The following is an 18,442-nucleotide window of genomic DNA, read 5'->3' on the forward strand; positions in this document are numbered from 1 at the left end:
GGGCCCTAGCCTGCCAGCTCGGCCAGGGCCTCGGCGAAGCGGGCGGTGTGGGCGTCCACGTCGGCCTCGGTGGTGGCCGGGCAGATCAGCGCCATGTTGTGGAACGGCGTGAGCAGGATGCCGCGGTTGGCCAGGAAGATGTGCAGGAAGTCCTCAAGCTCGGCGTCGGCGCTCGCCGCCGACTCGGTGCCGTTGCGCGGCGCGGGGTCGGCGAAGCGGTACTCGCTGCGTGCGCCGAGCCGGCTGACCGACCAGGGCAGGTCGTGCTTGGTGATGCCGTCCCGCACCCCGGCCTCGAAGCGCTCGGACAGGGCGCACATCGCGGCGAAGGCGTCGTCGGTGAGCACCTGCTCCAGCGTGGCCCGCATCGCCGCGACCGACAGCGCGTTGCCGGCCAGGGTGCCGCCGACGCCGCCCATGTCGACCAGGTCCAGGTCGGCGCGGCCGAGCAGCCGGTCGGCCAGCTCCGCCGACAGGCCGTAGCCCCCGGCCGGGATGCCGCCGCCGATGGCCTTGCCGATGGTCAGGATGTCGGGGCTGAGCCCGTACGCGGCGGTGGCGCCGCCGGGTCCGGCCGAGAAGGTGTGGGTCTCGTCGTTGATCAGCAGGGTTCCGTAACGCTTCGTCAGTTCCCGTACCCCGTTCAGGTAGCCGGGCTCGGGCAGGACGATGCCGATGTTGGTCAGCGCCGGCTCCATCAGCACGGCCGCGACGTCCCCGTAGGCCAGCTCGCGCTCAAGACCGGCCAGGTCGTTGAACTCGGCGACCCGGCTGGTCAGCGTGACGTCGCAGGGGGCGCCGACATTGCCGGGACGGCTGGCGCCGTTGCCGTCCGGGCCGACCACGATCAGCGACTCGTCGACACTGCCGTGGTAGCTGTAGCTGTTCACCAGGATCTTCGGCCGCCCGGTCACCGCGCGGGCCAGCCGGATCGCCCAGCGGTTGGCGTCCGTCGCGGTCAGCGAGAAGGACCAGCGCGGCAGCCCGAAGCGGCGGGTCAGCTCGGCGCCGACCCACTCCGCGTCCTCGGTCGGCAGCATCGCGGTCGCCCCGCCGCGGACCCGGTACCGCTGCTCGATCGCGTCCGCGACCGCCTCGGGGGAGTGCCCGGCCATCGCGCCGGTGTCGCCGAGGCAGAAGTCGATGTACTCGTGCCCGTCGATATCGCTGACCCGGGCGCCCCGGGCGCCGTCCAGATAGAGCGGGAAGGCGCCGGCGCTCTTGTTCATCCAGGTCATCGGCACCCGCCCGAACAGGTGCTCGGCCCGGGCGTAGGCCTCCCGCGAGCGCGGGTTCCGCGCGGCGCTCGCCGCGGTCTCCCGGGCGAGCAGGTGCTGGAGCCGGGCGCGGTCGACGGATGCGGGCATGGGGAACCTCCTGTAGGGCCGATGGTCCGACCGTACAGCTGATTCGATCGTGGAAACAGGCAGAGGCAATCGAATCGCGTGCGAAAGGTGCGGGATCTACCGCCGCACCGCGTCCAGGGCCAGCAGCGCGACATGCAGCGACAGACAGGACTCCACCTGGTCCAGATCCACGCCGAGGACCCGCTCCACCTTGTGCAGCCGGTCGTAGAACGAAGGCCGGGACAGATGCGCGGCGTCCGCAGCCGCGGACTTGTTGCGGCCCTGCTCCAGGTAGACCCGGAGCATCTGGATCAGCTGGCTGCCGTGCTCGGCGTCGTACGCCAGCAGCGGGCCCAGTTCGCGCTCCACGTAGGTCTGCAGCCGGGCGTCGTCCCGCAGCAGGTGCAGCAGTCCGCGCAGCCGGACGTCCGGCAGCCGGTAGTAGGAGGCGGAGCGGGCGCCCGAGGCGGGGGCGTCGTGCAGGGCGGCGTCGGCGACCTGGGTGGCCTCGACCAGGGTGCGCCGGGCGTCGCGGACCGCGCCGACGGACGAGCCCACCGCGATCACCGGCTCCGGCTCCTCGGCCTCCAGCAGCAGCCGCCGCAGCGAGGAGGCGAAGCCGTCCAGGGCGTTGTGCTCGTCGTCGCGCGGACCGAGCGACACCAGCAGCCCCACCGCCTCGTCGTCCAGGGCGCCGACCAGCGCGGTCAGCCGCTTCTCCCGCACCGCGGCGGCCGCAGTCTCGGTGAAGTCCCGCAGCCGGGCCTGCGCCTCCAGCGCCGCCGGGGCGCTGCCGCGGCGCAGCCGCAGCACCACGCCGACCAGCCGCCGCCCCTCCAGTGGGACGCCCAGCGCTGAGGCCCGCAGCGCCACGTCGGAGACGGTCAGCGCATGGGTCAGGATGCCGGACAGCAGCGTGCGGTGGGTCTGCCGCTCCAGGCTCTCCCGGTCGCGGACCAGCAGCCGGTTCAGCGCCAGAGTGGCCGCGGCCCGCTCCAGCAGCATGGTGTGCCGGTGCGAGGCCTTCTCGGGTGCCACGTCCTCCTGGGCCGAACTGGGCGTGCCGAGCAGCAGCAGCCGCCCCCAGTCGTGCCCGCGCGCCCCCACCGCGGTGACCAGCCAGCCGGTCCGCGGATCGTGCCCGGTGCGGCCCTTCGGCCGGACCCCGCGCGAGCGCGACTCCCAGCCGGCCAGCAGTACCTGGGCGTTCTGCCCGCCGGTGTCGTACGCCAGCACCTGGTGCGACAGGTTCTCCAGCACCACCGGGGCGCCGGCCATCCGGGACACCTGCTGCACCACCTCGACCGGTTCCGCGCCCTCGACCGCCAGCTCGTTGAAGGTCTGGTGGATCTCCTCCGACGAGCGCAGCTCCTCCAGCTGGGCGTTCACCACCAGCGCGTGCACCGCCTCGGTCACCGCGACGAAGCGCAGCTCCCGGCGCAGCACGATCAGCGGCAGCCCGCGCTGCTCCGCCGCGTGCACCAGGGCCCGCGGCAGATTGTCGAAGTAGCGCCGGCCGAACTCCACCACCAGGCCGGCCACCCCCACGTCGGCCAGCTCCCGGACGTACCTGGCCAGGCTCTCCCGGTCCTCGGGCAGGGCGATCCCGGTGGTCAGGATCAGCTCGCCGCCCTGGAGCGTCCCGGCGATGTCGGCGAGCTCACTGACGTGCACCCAGCGCACCGGGCGCTCCAGGTGCTCCTTGCCCGCCACGACCTCGGGCAGGCCGCGGCTGACCACGTCCAGATCGAGGACGCGAGCGACGGTGGGGAACAACGGGGCCTCCAGAAACAGCGGTGGGATCCCCTTCATAGTGTCAGCCTGATCCGACATGCGGGCAACGAGGTGTCGGGTTTCCGGCTGTTGGCACGGTGTAATGCCAGTAACGATCTGCCTTGCGGACTGTTGCTTGCCGGGCCCACCCGAACCGGGGCATCGTACGCAGAGTGGGCACCCCCGCCCTGTACGGGCGTCGCTGGAGGAACCCATGGACCAGTCCATCGTCGGCACCCGCTTCGAGGCCGGGGCCCAGTACCTCGGCGGAGCGCTGCGCGAGGGCACCGGCGAGGCGACCTTCGACGTCACCAACCCCGCCGACGGCAGTGTCGTCCAGCGGGTGCGCCTCGCCTCCACCGCGGACGTGGACGAGGCGGTGGCCGCCGCCCGCGCCGCCTTCCCGGAGTGGTCGCGGTCGACCCCCGGCGCCCGGTCCGACGCGCTGACCCGGCTCTCCGGCATCCTCGCCGAGCGGGCCGAGGACTTCGCCCGGGTCGAGAGCGCCCAGACCGGCAAGCCGATCAAGCTCACCACCGAGTTCGACGTCCCCGGCACGGTCGACAACACCGCCTTCTTCGCCGGCGCCGCCCGCAATCTGGAGGGCAAGGCCAGCGGTGAGTACTCCGGCGACCACACCTCCTCGATCCGGCGCGAGCCGATCGGCGTGGTCGGCTCCATCTCGCCGTGGAACTACCCGCTGCAGATGGCCGGCTGGAAGATCCTCCCGGCCATCGCCGCAGGCAACACCATCGTCCTCAAGCCGGCCGAGCTGACCCCGCTGACCTCGCTGATGTTCGCCCAGGCCTGCACCGACGCCGGGATCCCGGACGGCGTCGTCAACATCGTCACCGGCGCCGGACGGGTGGCCGGCGAGCACCTGGTCGGGCACCCGGGGGTGTCGATGGTCTCCTTCACCGGCTCCACCGGTGTCGGCAAGCGGGTCGGCGAGGTCGCCGTGCAGGGCGTCAAGCGCACCCACCTGGAGCTCGGCGGCAAGGCCCCGTTCGTGGTCTTCGACGACGCCGACCTGGAGGCCGCCGTGCACGGTGCGGTCGCCGCCTCGCTGATCAACACCGGCCAGGACTGCACCGCCGCCACCCGCGCGTACATCCAGCGCCCGCTGTTCGACGCCTTCGTCGAAGGCGTCGCCGAACTGTTCGAGCTGGTCCGGCTCGGCGACCCGTTCAACCCGCAGACCGACCTCGGCCCGCTGATCTCGCTGCGCCAGCGCGACAGCGTGGCCGGCTTCGTCGAGCGCGCCCGCGGCTACGGCGCCACCATCGCGGCCGGCGGCTACGCCCCGGAGAAGGGTCACGACGGCACCGACCTCACCCTCGGCGCCTACTACCGCCCGACGCTGATCACCGGCGTCGCCCAGGACGCCGAGGTGGTGCAGAGCGAGCTGTTCGGCCCGGTGCTGGTCGCGCTGCCGTTCGACAGCGACGAGGAGGGCCTGCGGCTCGCCAACGACACCCCGTACGGGCTGGCCGCCTCCGCCTGGACCCGCGACCTGTACCGCGCGCAGCGGGCGACCCGGGAGATCCAGGCCGGCTGCGTCTGGGTCAACGACCACATCCCGATCATCAGCGAGATGCCGCACGGCGGCTACAAGGCGTCCGGCTACGGCAAGGACATGTCGCAGTACTCGCTGGACGAGTACACGCAGGTCAAGCATGTGATGCAGGACATCACCGCAGTGGCCCGCAAGGACTGGCACCGCACGATCTTCGGCGACCGCTAACCCATCTACCGCACCCGAGGCTCAGCCTGACGGTGCATCAGAGAGCAGTGAGAACATGGATCCGGCCTCTTCGCTTGCCGACGTCCAGTACAGCTCCTTCTGGCTGTCCGACCCGAGTCGGCCCGAACCCCTCCCCGCCCTGGTCGGCGACACCAGCTGCGACCTGCTGGTCGTCGGCGGCGGCTACTCCGGCCTGTGGACCGCGCTGATCGCCAAGGAGCGCGACCCGGCCCGCGACGTGGTCCTGGTCGAGGGCAAGGAGGTCGGCTGGGCCGCCTCCGGCCGCAACGGCGGCTTCTGCGCCGCCAGCCTGACCCACGGCTTCTTCAACGGCCTGGAGCGCTGGCCCGAGGAGATCCGCACCCTGGAGCGCCTCGGCCACGAGAACCTCCAGGCCATCGAGGACGCGGTCAAGCGCTACGGCATCGACTGCGACTGGGAGCGCAGCGGCGAGCTCGACGTCGCCACCGAGCCCTACCAGGTCGAGGAGCTGCGCGAGGGCGCGGCGACCATGGCCGAGTACGGCATCGACGCCGAGTTCCTGGACACCGACGCGATCCGGGCGCAGGTGGCCTCGCCCACCTTCCTGGCCGCGATCTGGGACAAGGACGGCGTGGCGATGGTCCACCCGGCCAAGCTGGCCTGGGGCCTCAAGCAGGCCTGTCTGGACCTGGGCGTGCGGATCTTCGAGCACACCCCGGCCGAGGACCTGGCCGAGAGCGGCTCCGGCATGGCCGTCCGCACCCCGTACGGGCGGGTCTTCGCCGGGCATGTCGCGCTGGGCACCAATATCTTCCCCAACCTGGTGAAGCGGGTCCGCCCGTTCCTCGCCCCGGTCTACGACTTCGCGCTGATGACCGAGCCGCTCACGGACGAGCAGCTGGCCTCGGTCGGCTGGAAGAACCGGCAGGGCCTGGGCGACTGCGCCAACCAGTTCCACTACTTCCGGATCTCCGCCGACAACCGCATCCTCTGGGGCGGCTACGACGCGATCTACCACTACGGCGGCAAGGTCCGCGCCGAGTACGACCACCGCCCGGAGACCTACGAGAAGCTCGCCGAGCACTTCTTCACCGCGTTCCCGCAGCTCAAGGGCATCAAGTTCAGCCACGCCTGGGGCGGCGCGATCGACACCTGCGCCCGCTTCTCGGCCTTCTTCGGCACCGCCCACAAGGGGCGGGTCTCCTACGCCCTCGGCTACACCGGCCTGGGCGTGGGCGCCACCCGTTTCGGAGCGGAGGTGATGCTCGACCTGCTGGCCGGCGAGAAGACCGAGCGCACCGAGCTGGAGATGGTGAGGAGCAAGCCGCTCCCGTTCCCGCCCGAGCCGGTGAAGTGGATCGGCATCGGACTGACCAAGTGGTCCCTGGACCGGGCCGACCACAACCAGGGCAAGCGCAACCTCTGGCTCAAGGCCATGGACGCGGTCGGCCTGGGCTTCGACAGCTGACTCCTGTTCCTCTTCTGGCTCCTCTCGCGGCGCGCACCCCTCCTACCGGGTGCGCGCCGCTTTTCGCATCCGTACGCGCCTTCTGGTCCCAGGTCTCCCCGCACGGACTGAGGATGTTGCCCACATCCGTGTAAGAGCCGACGCACAAGTCGCTCTCTCTTGTTACCGACGGGTCAACTACGACCCGCCGCAGGCAGGACGTGGAGGACAAGGGCTATGGGAAGCATGGAAGCGAGGGACGCGGTGGAGTGGCTCAGCTCCGCCGCCGAGGATCCGGAGGCCTGCCGCTGGGAGTGGGAGCGCAGCACCGTCGGGATCGTCCTGCTCCCGGCCGGACGGCTCTGGGACGTGCTGATAGTCCCGGGCGACCTGGGGCGGCTCACCGTCGACGTCCTGCTGCACCTCGAAGCCGAGCCGGGGCCGGTCCTGGCCGACTTCGGCGACTTCAGGGTCGGTTTCTTCGTCCCGCCCGGCACGGCCGCCCGCTGGGTCGGCACCGGCGTACGGACCGCGGGCCAGGGCACCTGGCTGGCCGTCCCCCACCCGGCCCGGGCCGGCCGCGGACTGCGCTGGCTGGTGGCCCCCGACGGCACCGGTGTCCTCAACGATCCGGTGATGCTGGAGCTGGCCATGCACGAGGCAGCGGCCCTGCTGACCGGCCAGGATGACGAGATGTAAGGACGAATCGGCTTTCCCCGACAACCTGTGGATTGAGGCCGAACCGCTTCCGCAACAGAATGTGTGAAGCGTGGCACCCCTCGTGAGATCCCTGTGCCCCGCCCGGACTCGGAGGCAGACGTTGAGCAAGCACATCACCCACTGGATCGGTGGCGCCCTGGTCGCCACCGCCGGCAGCGCCCCGCGCCGCGGTGACATCTTCGACCCGGCGACCGGCAAGGTCACCGGCCAGGTCGACTTCGCGAGCATCGCCGAGGTCGACGCCGCGGTCAGCAGCGCGGTCGTCGCCTTCGCCGGCTGGCGCAACGCCTCCATCGCCAAGCGCACCACCGTGCTGTTCAACTTCCGCGAGCTGCTGAACGCCCGCAAGGACGAGCTGGCCGCGATCATCGTCGCCGAGCACGGCAAGGTCCACTCGGACGCCCTCGGCGAGATCGCCCGCGGCCAGGAGGTCGTCGAGTACGCCTGCGGCATCCCGCAGCTGCTCAAGGGCGGCTTCACCGAGCAGGCCTCGACCGGCGTCGATGTCTACTCGATCCGCCAGCCGCTCGGCCCGGTCGCGATCATCTCGCCGTTCAACTTCCCGGCGATGGTCCCGATGTGGTTCTTCCCGCTCGCCATCGCGGCCGGCAACACCGTGATCCTCAAGCCCTCCGAGAAGAACCCCTCGGCCGCGCTGTTCATCGCCGAGCTGTGGAAGGAGGCCGGGCTGCCCGACGGCGTCTTCAACGTCGTCCACGGCGACAAGGTCTCGGTCGACCGCCTGCTGGAGCACCCGGACGTCAAGTCCGTCTCCTTCGTCGGCTCCACCCCGATCGCCCGCTACGTCTACGAGACCGGCACCCGCTACGGCAAGCGGGTCCAGGCCCTCGGCGGCGCCAAGAACCACATGCTGGTGCTGCCGGACGCCGACCTGGACCTGGTCGCCGACTCCGCGATCAACGCCGGCTTCGGCGCGGCGGGCGAGCGCTGCATGGCGATCTCGGTCCTGGTCGCGGTCGAGCCGATCGCCGACGAGCTGGTCGAGAAGATCAAGCAGCGGATGGCCACCCTCAAGGTCGGCCCCGGCTGCAACGGCGACTCCGACATGGGCCCGCTGGTCACCGGCGTGCACCGGGACAAGGTCACCTCCTACATCGACTCCGGCCTCGCCGACGGCGCCGAGCTGGCCGTCGACGGCCGCAAGCACCCGGTCACCGCCGCCGACAAGCACGGCGCGGAGACCACGGACGGCTTCTGGCTCGGCCCGACCCTCTTCGACCACGTCAAGCCCGGCATGTCGGTCTACAACGACGAGATCTTCGGCCCGGTGCTGTCGGTCGTCCGGGTCTCCTCCTACACGGAGGGCCTGGAGCTGATCAACAGCAACCCGTACGGCAACGGCACCGCCATCTTCACCAACGACGGCGGAGCGGCCCGCCGCTTCCAGAACGAGGTCGAGGTCGGCATGGTCGGGATCAACGTCCCGATCCCGGTCCCGGTCGCCTACTACTCCTTCGGCGGCTGGAAGGCGTCCCTCTTCGGCGACAGCCACGCCTACGGCGAGGACGGCGTCCACTTCTTCACCCGCGGCAAGGCCGTCACCTCGCGCTGGCTCGACCCGAGCCACGGCGGCATCAACCTGGGCTTCCCGACCAACTCCTGATCGGTACCGCCTCTCCTCAGCTGCCCGGCCCGACTGCGACTTCCCCCTCGCAGCCGGGCCGGGCCTCTGTCTGTGGTCCCGGTTTGACATGCCTTGCGGACCTGCGTAGTGTCCTTCGAGTTGCCCTGGAAACAGTTGTGGCGACAAATCCCCTGATGAAATGGCTTGGCTCTGTTTTGCCATGCCGTTTATCAGGAAAGCGGCGGAATTGGCTCGGATCGAGGAATTCCGCTAGAGTTGCACTCGTCGGAACGGGCCGGAAACGGGCCGGAAGGACGGAAAGCAGAGCGGAAACGGTCTGCTAGAGTATGAAACGAAGTACAGCAGTACGAACGAAGCGCCCGGAGAGACCGGTGAGACGGTCTTGAAGGAAGTGTCCGTTCCTTGAGAACTCAACAGCGTGCCAAAAGTCAACGCCAAGTTTCATTTGGCAAGATAATGCAGTAAACACTAGCGAGGACGCAGTGCACGGGGTCGGCTATTCCGCTGATCGTCGTGCCGCTCTTTCGCGGGTGCTATCAGGATTACCTGATGACATTCACGGAGAGTTTGATCCTGGCTCAGGACGAACGCTGGCGGCGTGCTTAACACATGCAAGTCGAACGGTGAAGCCCTTCGGGGTGGATCAGTGGCGAACGGGTGAGTAACACGTGGGCAATCTGCCCTGCATTCTGGGACAAGCCTTGGAAACGAGGTCTAATACCGGATACGACGCATCTCCGCATGGGGTGTGCGTGGAAAGCTCCGGCGATGCAGGATGAGCCCGCGGCCTATCAGCTTGTTGGTGGGGTAATGGCCTACCAAGGCGACGACGGGTAGCCGGCCTGAGAGGGCGACCGGCCACACTGGGACTGAGACACGGCCCAGACTCCTACGGGAGGCAGCAGTGGGGAATATTGCACAATGGGCGAAAGCCTGATGCAGCGACGCCGCGTGAGGGATGACGGCCTTCGGGTTGTAAACCTCTTTCAGCAGGGAAGAAGCGCAAGTGACGGTACCTGCAGAAGAAGCACCGGCTAACTACGTGCCAGCAGCCGCGGTAATACGTAGGGTGCGAGCGTTGTCCGGATTTATTGGGCGTAAAGAGCTCGTAGGCGGCTTGTCGCGTCGGATGTGAAAGCCCGGGGCTTAACTCCGGGTCTGCATTCGATACGGGCAGGCTAGAGTGTGGTAGGGGAGATCGGAATTCCTGGTGTAGCGGTGAAATGCGCAGATATCAGGAGGAACACCGGTGGCGAAGGCGGATCTCTGGGCCATTACTGACGCTGAGGAGCGAAAGCGTGGGGAGCGAACAGGATTAGATACCCTGGTAGTCCACGCCGTAAACGTTGGGAACTAGGTGTGGGTCACATTCCACGTGGTCCGCGCCGCAGCTAACGCATTAAGTTCCCCGCCTGGGGAGTACGGCCGCAAGGCTAAAACTCAAAGGAATTGACGGGGGCCCGCACAAGCAGCGGAGCATGTGGCTTAATTCGACGCAACGCGAAGAACCTTACCAAGGCTTGACATATACCGGAAACGTGCAGAGATGTACGCCCCCTTGTGGTCGGTATACAGGTGGTGCATGGTTGTCGTCAGCTCGTGTCGTGAGATGTTGGGTTAAGTCCCGCAACGAGCGCAACCCTCGTTCTGTGTTGCCAGCATGCCTTTCGGGGTGATGGGGACTCACAGGAGACTGCCGGGGTCAACTCGGAGGAAGGTGGGGACGACGTCAAATCATCATGCCCCTTATGTCTTGGGCTGCACACGTGCTACAATGGCCGGTACAATGAGCTGCGATACCGCGAGGTGGAGCGAATCTCAAAAAGCCGGTCTCAGTTCGGATTGGGGTCTGCAACTCGACCCCATGAAGTCGGAGTTGCTAGTAATCGCAGATCAGCATTGCTGCGGTGAATACGTTCCCGGGCCTTGTACACACCGCCCGTCACGTCACGAAAGTCGGTAACACCCGAAGCCGGTGGCCTAACCCGTAAGGGAAGGAGCTGTCGAAGGTGGGACCAGCGATTGGGACGAAGTCGTAACAAGGTAGCCGTACCGGAAGGTGCGGCTGGATCACCTCCTTTCTAAGGAGCACAGTGCCACTGCGTCAGCATCTGTCTGACGGTGGCCAGCTCATGGGTGGAACGTTGACTATTCGGCACGATCGTTTGGGACGAAGCAAGTACTGCACCTCGGTGCGTGGAACGTTAAGTCTTCGAGCGGTCGGGTCGGGCGCGCTGTTGGGTCCTGAGGGAACGGAAGTCCCCTCTGAACGCCGGCCCCAGTGAACTTCGCACCGTGTGTGTGGGGGTGATGGGTGGTTGGTCGTTGCTTGAGAACTGCACAGTGGACGCGAGCATCTGTGGCCAAGTTTTTAAGGGCGCACGGTGGATGCCTTGGCACTAGGAACCGATGAAGGACGTGGGAGGCCACGATAGGCCCCGGGGAGCTGTCAACCGAGCTTTGATCCGGGGGTGTCCGAATGGGGAAACCCGGCAGTCGTCATGGGCTGTCACCCGCCGCTGAACACATAGGCGGTGTGGAGGGAACGCGGGGAAGTGAAACATCTCAGTACCCGCAGGAAGAGAAAACAACCGTGATTCCGAGAGTAGTGGCGAGCGAAATCGGATGAGGCTAAACCAGTCACGTGTGATACCCGGCAGGGGTTGCGTGGTTGGGGTCGTGGGATTGCACTTCAGTTGTCTGCCGACTTCTGGGCGAGTCAGAAACCGTATGGGTAGTCGAAGGACATGCGAAAGGTCCGGCGTAGAGGGTAAGACCCCCGTAGACGAAACCTGTACGGCTTGCTTGTGCAACTCCCAAGTAGCACGGAGCCCGAGAAATTCCGTGTGAATCTGGCGGGACCACCCGCTAAGCCTAAATATTCCCTAGTGACCGATAGCGGACAGTACCGTGAGGGAATGGTGAAAAGTACCGCGGGAGCGGAGTGAAATAGTACCTGAAACCGTGTGCCTACAAGCCGTGGGAGCGTCGTCAGGAGGGCTTGCCCTTACTGATCGTGACTGCGTGCCTTTTGAAGAATGAGCCTGCGAGTTTGCGGTGTGTTGCGAGGTTAACCCGTGTGGGGTAGCCGTAGCGAAAGCGAGTCCGAATAGGGCGACATAGTAGCGCGCCCAAGACCCGAAGCGGAGTGATCTAGCCATGGGCAGGTTGAAGCGCGGGTAAGACCGTGTGGAGGACCGAACCCACCAGGGTTGAAAACCTGGGGGATGACCTGTGGTTAGGGGTGAAAGGCCAATCAAACTCCGTGATAGCTGGTTCTCCCCGAAATGCATTTAGGTGCAGCGTCGCGTGTTTCTTGCCGGAGGTAGAGCACTGGATAGGCGATGGGCCCCACCGGGTTACTGACCTTAGCCAAACTCCGAATGCCGGTAAGTGAGAGCGCGGCAGTGAGACTGTGGGGGATAAGCTCCATGGTCGAGAGGGAAACAGCCCAGAACACCGGCTAAGGCCCCTAAGCGTGTGCTAAGTGGGAAAGGATGTGGAGTCGCAGAGACAACCAGGAGGTTGGCTTAGAAGCAGCCACCCTTTAAAGAGTGCGTAATAGCTCACTGGTCAAGTGATTCCGCGCCGACAATGTAGCGGGGCTCAAGTACACCGCCGAAGCCGTGTCATTGCAACGTGTAGCCCCAACGGGTGTTGTGATGGGTAGGGGAGCGTCGTGTGCCGGGTGAAGCGGCGGCGGAAGCCAGTCGTGGACGGTTCACGAGTGAGAATGCAGGCATGAGTAGCGATACAAGAGTGGGAAACTCTTGCGCCGATTGACCAAGGGTTCCTGGGTCAAGCTGATCTGCCCAGGGTAAGTCGGGACCTAAGGCGAGGCCGACAGGCGTAGTCGATGGACAACGGGTTGATATTCCCGTACCCGCTTTGAAGCGCCAACGTCGAACCTCTGAATGCTAAAGCCGCGAAGCCGCCCTGAAGTCTTCGGATGGATGGGAGTGGTGGAGCCGCTGACCCAACAGGGTAGTAGGTGAGCGATGGGGTGACGCAGGAAGGTAGTCCAGCCCGGGCGGTGGTTGTCCCGGGGTAAGGGTGTAGGCCAAGTGATAGGCAAATCCGTCACTTATTAAGGCTGAGACCTGATGCCGAGCCGATTGTGGTGAAGTGGATGATCCTATGCTGTCGAGAAAAGCCTCTAGCGAGTTTCATGGCGGCCCGTACCCCAAACCGACTCAGGTGGTCAGGTAGAGAATACCGAGGCGTTCGGGTGAACTATGGTTAAGGAACTCGGCAAAATGCCCCCGTAACTTCGGGAGAAGGGGGCCGGAACTGGTGATGGGACTTGCTCCTTGAGCTGGGGCCGGCCGCAGAGACCAGCGAGAAGCGACTGTTTACTAAAAACACAGGTCTGTGCGAAGCCGTAAGGCGATGTATACGGACTGACGCCTGCCCGGTGCTGGAACGTTAAGGGGACCGGTTAGCTGCATTTCGGTGTGGCGAGGCTGAGAACTTAAGCGCCAGTAAACGGCGGTGGTAACTATAACCATCCTAAGGTAGCGAAATTCCTTGTCGGGTAAGTTCCGACCTGCACGAATGGCGTAACGACTTCTCGACTGTCTCAACCATAGGCCCGGTGAAATTGCATTACGAGTAAAGATGCTCGTTTCGCGCAGCAGGACGGAAAGACCCCGGGACCTTTACTATAGCTTGATATTGGTGTTCGGTTCGGCTTGTGTAGGATAGGTGGGAGACTTTGAAGCTCAGACGCCAGTTTGGGTGGAGTCGTCGTTGAAATACCACTCTGGTCGTGCTGGATGTCTAACCTGGGTCCGTGATCCGGATCAGGGACAGTGTCTGGTGGGTAGTTTAACTGGGGCGGTTGCCTCCTAAAATGTAACGGAGGCGCCCAAAGGTTCCCTCAGCCTGGTTGGCTATCAGGTGTTGAGTGTAAGTGCACAAGGGAGCTTGACTGTGAGACCGACGGGTCGAGCAGGTGCGAAAGCAGGGACTAGTGATCCGGCGGTGGCTTGTGGAAGCGCCGTCGCTCAACGGATAAAAGGTACCCCGGGGATAACAGGCTGATCTTCCCCAAGAGTCCATATCGACGGGATGGTTTGGCACCTCGATGTCGGCTCGTCGCATCCTGGGGCTGGAGTAGGTCCCAAGGGTTGGGCTGTTCGCCCATTAAAGCGGTACGCGAGCTGGGTTTAGAACGTCGTGAGACAGTTCGGTCCCTATCCGCTGCGCGCGCAGGAGTCTTGAGAAGGGCTGTCCCTAGTACGAGAGGACCGGGACGGACGAACCTCTGGTGTGCCAGTTGTCCTGCCAAGGGCATGGCTGGTTGGCTACGTTCGGAAAGGATAACCGCTGAAAGCATCTAAGCGGGAAGCCTGCTTCGAGATGAGGACTCCCACCACCATCGAGTGGGTAAGGCTCCCAGTAGACGACTGGGTTGATAGGCCGGATGTGGAAGCCCTGTAAGGGGTGGAGCTGACCGGTACTAATAGGCCGAGGGCTTGACCATAGTTGCTACGCGTCCACTGTGCAGTTCTGAAGTCACGACCCATTGCTCCGCAAGGGCAATCGAGTGTCAACTTCATAGTGTTTCGGTGGTCATAGCGTGAGGGAAACGCCCGGTAACATCCCGAACCCGGAAGCTAAGCCTCATAGCGCCGATGGTACTGCAGGGGGGACCCTGTGGGAGAGTAGGACGCCGCCGAACAACCATTACAGTAAAGCCCCGACCTGGGTAAACCGGTCGGGGCTTTACTGCGTTCAAAGCCCATTACGCAAAGAGCCTGTCGGCGAGTTCTCGCCACTGCGCCACAGGCGGGACCGCAGGTTCAGCGGTGAGAACGTAGAGGCTCACATGGTCGGCGCCGGCGTCAAAATGCGCTGCGACGCGCTGGGCGATGTCGTCCACGGTGCCGCGGGAGATCAATGCGTCGACGAGCACGTCGTCCAAGGAGTCCACGTCCTGGAATCCCCACTGCTCCAGCAGCGATCGTCGGTTGGGCAGCGCTGCGGCGGCGTAGCTGCGGGCCAGTTCGGCGGAATTCGTCCGGTCCGGGTCGAGGATGACGAACTGGGTGACGGCCAACAGCGCGTCGGGTCCGAGCACGGCTCTAGATCTCCTGGTGTACTCGACCGGCATCCCCAACTGCTGTGCGCCCCAGGCGCGTTTCCCGGCCAGTTCGAGCATGTCGGGGTCCAGCGCGGAGACGACCCGATGCGGAGCACCTGACCCGGTCGGCCCTGGGGGTGGACCGAAGGGCGCGGCGTCCATCGCGTCCAGGTAGGCGCTCATGGTCGCGAGGGCTGGGCCGCAGTCGTGGCCGCGGACCTCCTGCGCGAGCATGGGGTGGCTTTCCCAGAGACCGAGCAGGAATCGGCGGGGGTAGACCTCGTCGAGGGTCCGCTGGGCGGCGACGGTGGTGACCGCGTCGCGTGCGTAGATGTCGGCGGCACCGGCGGCCACCACAATCCTCCGGGTGGCCGACAGCAGGATCGCTGCCTGGGCCATGGCTTCTCGGCCGGTGGTCTCGGGGAACCAGAGGGTTCCGTAACCCAGGTCTTCAATCGCCCTCGATGCGGCGCGCAGGTCGGCGACCGGATAGTTGTCGAGGTCGCCGCCCCAGATCCCGATTGGCCCGAGCTCGGGCGCCTCCGGCGCAGTGCCGTGTCCTCTTTGCATGGCCTCTCCCGAACTTGAGTGGGGTTCTACCCCGTTTACCGTCGAGTACGATACGGAGGGCCACCCCGTTTCGCAATCCCGCTGGAGAGCCCATGCCTGAAGGCGCTGCCGTCCCGCCCGCCGTCCCACCCCCGCCGCGCCCGCCGTCGAACGCGGGATGCGCGCCGATGCCCGCCGCAACCGCGAGCGGATTGTCGATGCTGCGGGACGGGCCATTGCTCAGCACGGAGTGGACGCGTCGTTGGAGGAGATCGCCCGCCAGGCCGGTGTCGGCTCGGCGACGCTGCACCGGCACTTCCCCTCCCGGCAGACCCTGTTGGAGGCGGTGTTCCGCGACCGGGTGGAGACCCTCTGTGCGATGGCGCACGACCTCGCCGCCGAGACCGCCCCCGAGACCGCGCTGTTCAGCTGGCTGCGGGCAGTCGGCGCGCATGCCGCCGCCAACCGGGGGTTGGCGCCGTCGCTGATGCGGGGAGCCCGCGAAGGGCACGTCGATCCGACCCTGGGAGCGACCTGCCACACGATGATCATCAACGCCGGGGACGCTCTGCTGACAACGGCTCTGCAGGTGCACGCGGTGCGGCCCGATGTCGCCGTCACCGACCTGCTCAAGCTGGTCGGCGCCATCGCTCTGGCGACCGAGCAGGAACCGGACGGCGCCGCCGAGACCGACCGGCTGATCACCCTCGCTCTGGACGGGGTGCGCGGCCCGACCGGGTGAGCCCGGGCGGCAGACGTCCGCTAGCGGTTCGCCCGAGAGGGGCGGGGCGCCCAGCGGACCAGGGCCCAGAGGATCGTGCCGCTGAGGCACCAGCCGGCCAGGACGTCCAGGAACCAGTGGAAGTCGCACCACATCAGGAGGAAGCCCACGCTGGCGCAGAGCGCGGCCGTGGCCGCGTAGAGGGTGCGGCGGAGGGCGACGGGCAGGGCGAAGCTGCTGGCCAGTATCCAGGCCGCGGCGCCGAAGCAGACGCTGACGGTGCTGGTGTGGCCGGAGGGATACCAGCCCAGATCGCCGGGGCCGACCACCCAGCCCTCGGGGCCGGGGCGTCCGATCAGGATCTTGCCGGGGATCACGGTCGCGAACAGGGCCGTCCCGGCGAGGGTCGCGGACAGCAGCGGCTTCCAGGACCGGGTACGGCCTGCGGCGGCCAGGGTGACCACGGCGAGCGCGGGGACGGCGACTCCCGGGCTGCCGAAGTGGGTCCACCACCGGGCGTAGGTGTTGAGGATGGGGTACGGGTTCTCCGCCGCCATGGAGAGCAGATGGCCCCGCACCCAGCGGTCGATGCCGAGCAGCGGGCCCTTCACGATCACCTGCTCGGTGACCACCACCAGGACCGTCAGCAGGACGATCGGAAACCACACCGACCTGAACAGCGCCAGGGCATGAGGAGGCCGCCCCGGAGCAGGGGGGAGAGCCCCGGGGCGGCTGTGGTGATCGCCTGTCCGCGTGGCCCGGGGGGTTTGAGCGCGGCGGACGGTCGATCGGCTGAGGGGGTGCGAACCGGAGTTCGCTGTGGTGTCCTCGGCGGTGTTTCGCCGGTGAGGGTCAGTCACCGACGGACTCTGCTTCTCCATCTGTCATGACAGTACGTCACAGCTCTCTGTCGTGGCGTACGCCTCACCCACCCGCCATCAGGTCCGCACACCATCTTCACGCCAGTGTCCTGCCCGAAAAGGCCAGGCGCTAAGCGGCGGGCATCCTCAGAGCGAGCCGAAGGCCGCCTCGATGATGTCCAGACCCTCGTTGAGCAGGTGTTCCGGCATGACCAGCGGCGGCAGGAAGCGCAGCACATTGCCGTAGGTGCCGGCGGTCAGCACCAGCAGGCCCTGGGCGTGGCAGGCCCTGGCCAGCGCGGCGGTGGCCTCCGGGTGGGGCTCCTTGCTGCCGGGCTTGACCAGCTCGACGGCGATCATCGCGCCGCGGCCGCGGACGTCACCGATGTTGACCGTCGCGGAGTCGGCGAGCTTCTCCTGGATGGCGCGCAGCCGCGGCAGCATGGTCGCGCCGATGGCCTGGGCCTTCGCGTTGAGATCGAGCTCCTTCATGGTCTCGATCGCGCCCAGCGCGGCGGCGCAGGCGACCGGGTTGCCGCCGTAGGTGCCGCCGAGGCCGCCGACGTGGGCGGCGTCCATGATCTCGGCGCGGCCGGTGACCGCGGCGAGCGGCAGGCCGCCGGCGATGCCCTTGGCGGTGGTGATCAGGTCGGGGACGATGCCCTCGTCCTCGCAGGCGAACCACTGGCCGGTGCGGCAGAAGCCGGTCTGGATCTCGTCGGCGACGAAGACGATCCCGTTGGCCTTGGCGTACTCGACGATCGCGGGCAGGAAGCCCTTGGCCGGCTCGATGAAGCCGCCCTCGCCGAGGATCGGCTCGATCACGATGGCGGCGACGTTCTCCGCGCCGACCTGCTTGTTGATCATGTCGATGGCCTGCGCGGCGGCCTCGGCGGCAGCGTTCTCCGCGCCGGTCAGCCAGCGGTAGGGGTAGGCCACCGGGACGCGGTGGACGTCCGGGGCGAACGGGCCGAAGCCCTGCTTGTACGGCATGTTCTTCGCCGTCATGCCCATGGTGAGGTTGGTGCGGCCGTGGTAGCCGTGGTCGAAGACCACGACGGCGGTGCGCTTGGTGTAGGCCCGCGCGATCTTCACCGCGTTCTCGACAGCCTCGGCGCCGGAGTTGAACAGCGCGGTGCGCTTGTCGTGGTCGCCCGGGGTCAGCTCGTTGAGCTGCTCGGCGACGGCGACGTAGCCCTCGTACGGGGTGACCATGAAACAGGTGTGGGTGAAGGCGGCGAGCTGGGCGGCGGCGCGGTCCACGACCGCCTGGGCGCTGTTGCCCACGCTGGTGACGGCGATGCCGGCGCCGAAGTCGATCAGCGAGTTGCCGTCCACGTCCTCCACGACGCCGCCGCCGGCCCGGGTGATGTAGACCGGAAGGGTGGTGCCGACGCCGGCCGCGACCGCGGCGAGCTTGCGCGCCTGCAGCTCCTGCGACTTGGGGCCGGGGATGGCGGTGACGAGGCGGCGCTCCTGGGGGAGGGAGGGCCCGCCGGGCAGCTGCCCGGCGCCGGACGTGGCAGCGCTCATGAGTGGTCTCCCGGGGAAGGTGGGGGCTGGGGCCGGGGCGCCGATCGCGCCTCGTACCCTCGCAGGCTACGGCGGG

At 67.0% G+C, this 18,442-nt stretch carries 10 protein-coding genes and 3 rRNA genes; 8 read left to right on the forward strand and 5 right to left on the reverse strand.

The features are described 5' to 3' along the window. Window positions 1-5 precede the first annotated feature (5 nt). Both ACXKR8_RS33985 and ACXKR8_RS33990 read right to left on the reverse strand, forming a co-directional pair. Complete coding sequence (locus tag ACXKR8_RS33985) at window positions 6-1,367, reverse strand: transaminase (protein WP_458268393.1); 1,362 nt, start codon at window positions 1,365-1,367, stop codon at window positions 6-8. A 96-nt stretch (window positions 1,368-1,463) separates the two neighbouring features. Beyond that, complete coding sequence (locus ACXKR8_RS33990; RefSeq protein WP_458275155.1) at window positions 1,464-3,122, reverse strand: PucR family transcriptional regulator; 1,659 nt, start codon at window positions 3,120-3,122, stop codon at window positions 1,464-1,466. Between the two features lie 211 nt (window positions 3,123-3,333). On the opposite strand from ACXKR8_RS33990, the gene ACXKR8_RS33995 reads away from it, so the two are divergent. From ACXKR8_RS33995 to rrf, 7 genes are all read left to right on the forward strand, one after another. Further along, entirely contained in the window at window positions 3,334-4,863 is a 1,530-nt protein-coding gene (locus ACXKR8_RS33995) for a gamma-aminobutyraldehyde dehydrogenase (RefSeq protein WP_458268394.1), read from the forward strand. A 55-nt stretch (window positions 4,864-4,918) separates the two neighbouring features. Next, window positions 4,919-6,313 carry an NAD(P)/FAD-dependent oxidoreductase gene (locus ACXKR8_RS34000; RefSeq protein ID WP_458268395.1) on the forward strand — a complete coding sequence of 465 codons (1,395 nt, stop codon included), beginning with the start codon at window positions 4,919-4,921 and terminating at the stop codon, window positions 6,311-6,313. A gap of 216 nt (window positions 6,314-6,529) precedes the next feature. Further along, window positions 6,530-6,991 carry a hypothetical protein gene (locus tag ACXKR8_RS34005; protein WP_458268396.1) on the forward strand — a complete coding sequence of 154 codons (462 nt, stop codon included), beginning with the start codon at window positions 6,530-6,532 and terminating at the stop codon, window positions 6,989-6,991. A gap of 121 nt (window positions 6,992-7,112) precedes the next feature. Next, entirely contained in the window at window positions 7,113-8,636 is a 1,524-nt protein-coding gene (locus ACXKR8_RS34010) for a CoA-acylating methylmalonate-semialdehyde dehydrogenase (protein WP_458268397.1), read from the forward strand. A gap of 537 nt (window positions 8,637-9,173) precedes the next feature. Next, window positions 9,174-10,699 (forward strand): 16S ribosomal RNA (locus ACXKR8_RS34015). Between the two features lie 280 nt (window positions 10,700-10,979). After that, window positions 10,980-14,103, forward strand: a 23S ribosomal RNA gene (locus ACXKR8_RS34020). Window positions 14,104-14,184: 81 nt separating this feature from the next. After that, window positions 14,185-14,301: ribosomal RNA gene (gene rrf, locus ACXKR8_RS34025) — 5S ribosomal RNA — on the forward strand. The 16S, 23S and 5S rRNA genes sit together here, the layout of an rRNA operon. Window positions 14,302-14,364: 63 nt before the next feature. Here the strand turns inward: rrf and ACXKR8_RS34030 are convergent. Next, complete coding sequence (locus ACXKR8_RS34030) at window positions 14,365-15,273, reverse strand: LLM class flavin-dependent oxidoreductase (protein WP_458268398.1); 909 nt, start codon at window positions 15,271-15,273, stop codon at window positions 14,365-14,367. 157 nt (window positions 15,274-15,430) lie between these two features. Here ACXKR8_RS34030 and ACXKR8_RS34035 point away from each other — a divergent pair, with 157 nt between their 5' ends. Continuing rightward, complete coding sequence (locus ACXKR8_RS34035; protein ID WP_462099948.1) at window positions 15,431-15,994, forward strand: TetR/AcrR family transcriptional regulator; 564 nt, start codon at window positions 15,431-15,433, stop codon at window positions 15,992-15,994. Between the two features lie 20 nt (window positions 15,995-16,014). Here ACXKR8_RS34035 and ACXKR8_RS34040 read toward each other — a convergent pair whose 3' ends face one another. Together ACXKR8_RS34040 and gabT are read right to left on the reverse strand one after the other, a co-directional pair. Next, window positions 16,015-16,641 (reverse strand): phosphatase PAP2 family protein, encoded by a 627-nt coding sequence (locus ACXKR8_RS34040; RefSeq protein ID WP_458268400.1) that lies wholly within the window; start codon window positions 16,639-16,641, stop codon window positions 16,015-16,017. 339 nt (window positions 16,642-16,980) lie between these two features. Continuing rightward, window positions 16,981-18,366 carry a 4-aminobutyrate--2-oxoglutarate transaminase gene (gene gabT / locus ACXKR8_RS34045; RefSeq protein WP_458268401.1) on the reverse strand — a complete coding sequence of 462 codons (1,386 nt, stop codon included), beginning with the start codon at window positions 18,364-18,366 and terminating at the stop codon, window positions 16,981-16,983. Window positions 18,367-18,442: the final 76 nt, after the last annotated feature.

Source organism: Streptacidiphilus sp. PAMC 29251 (assembly GCF_054208735.2).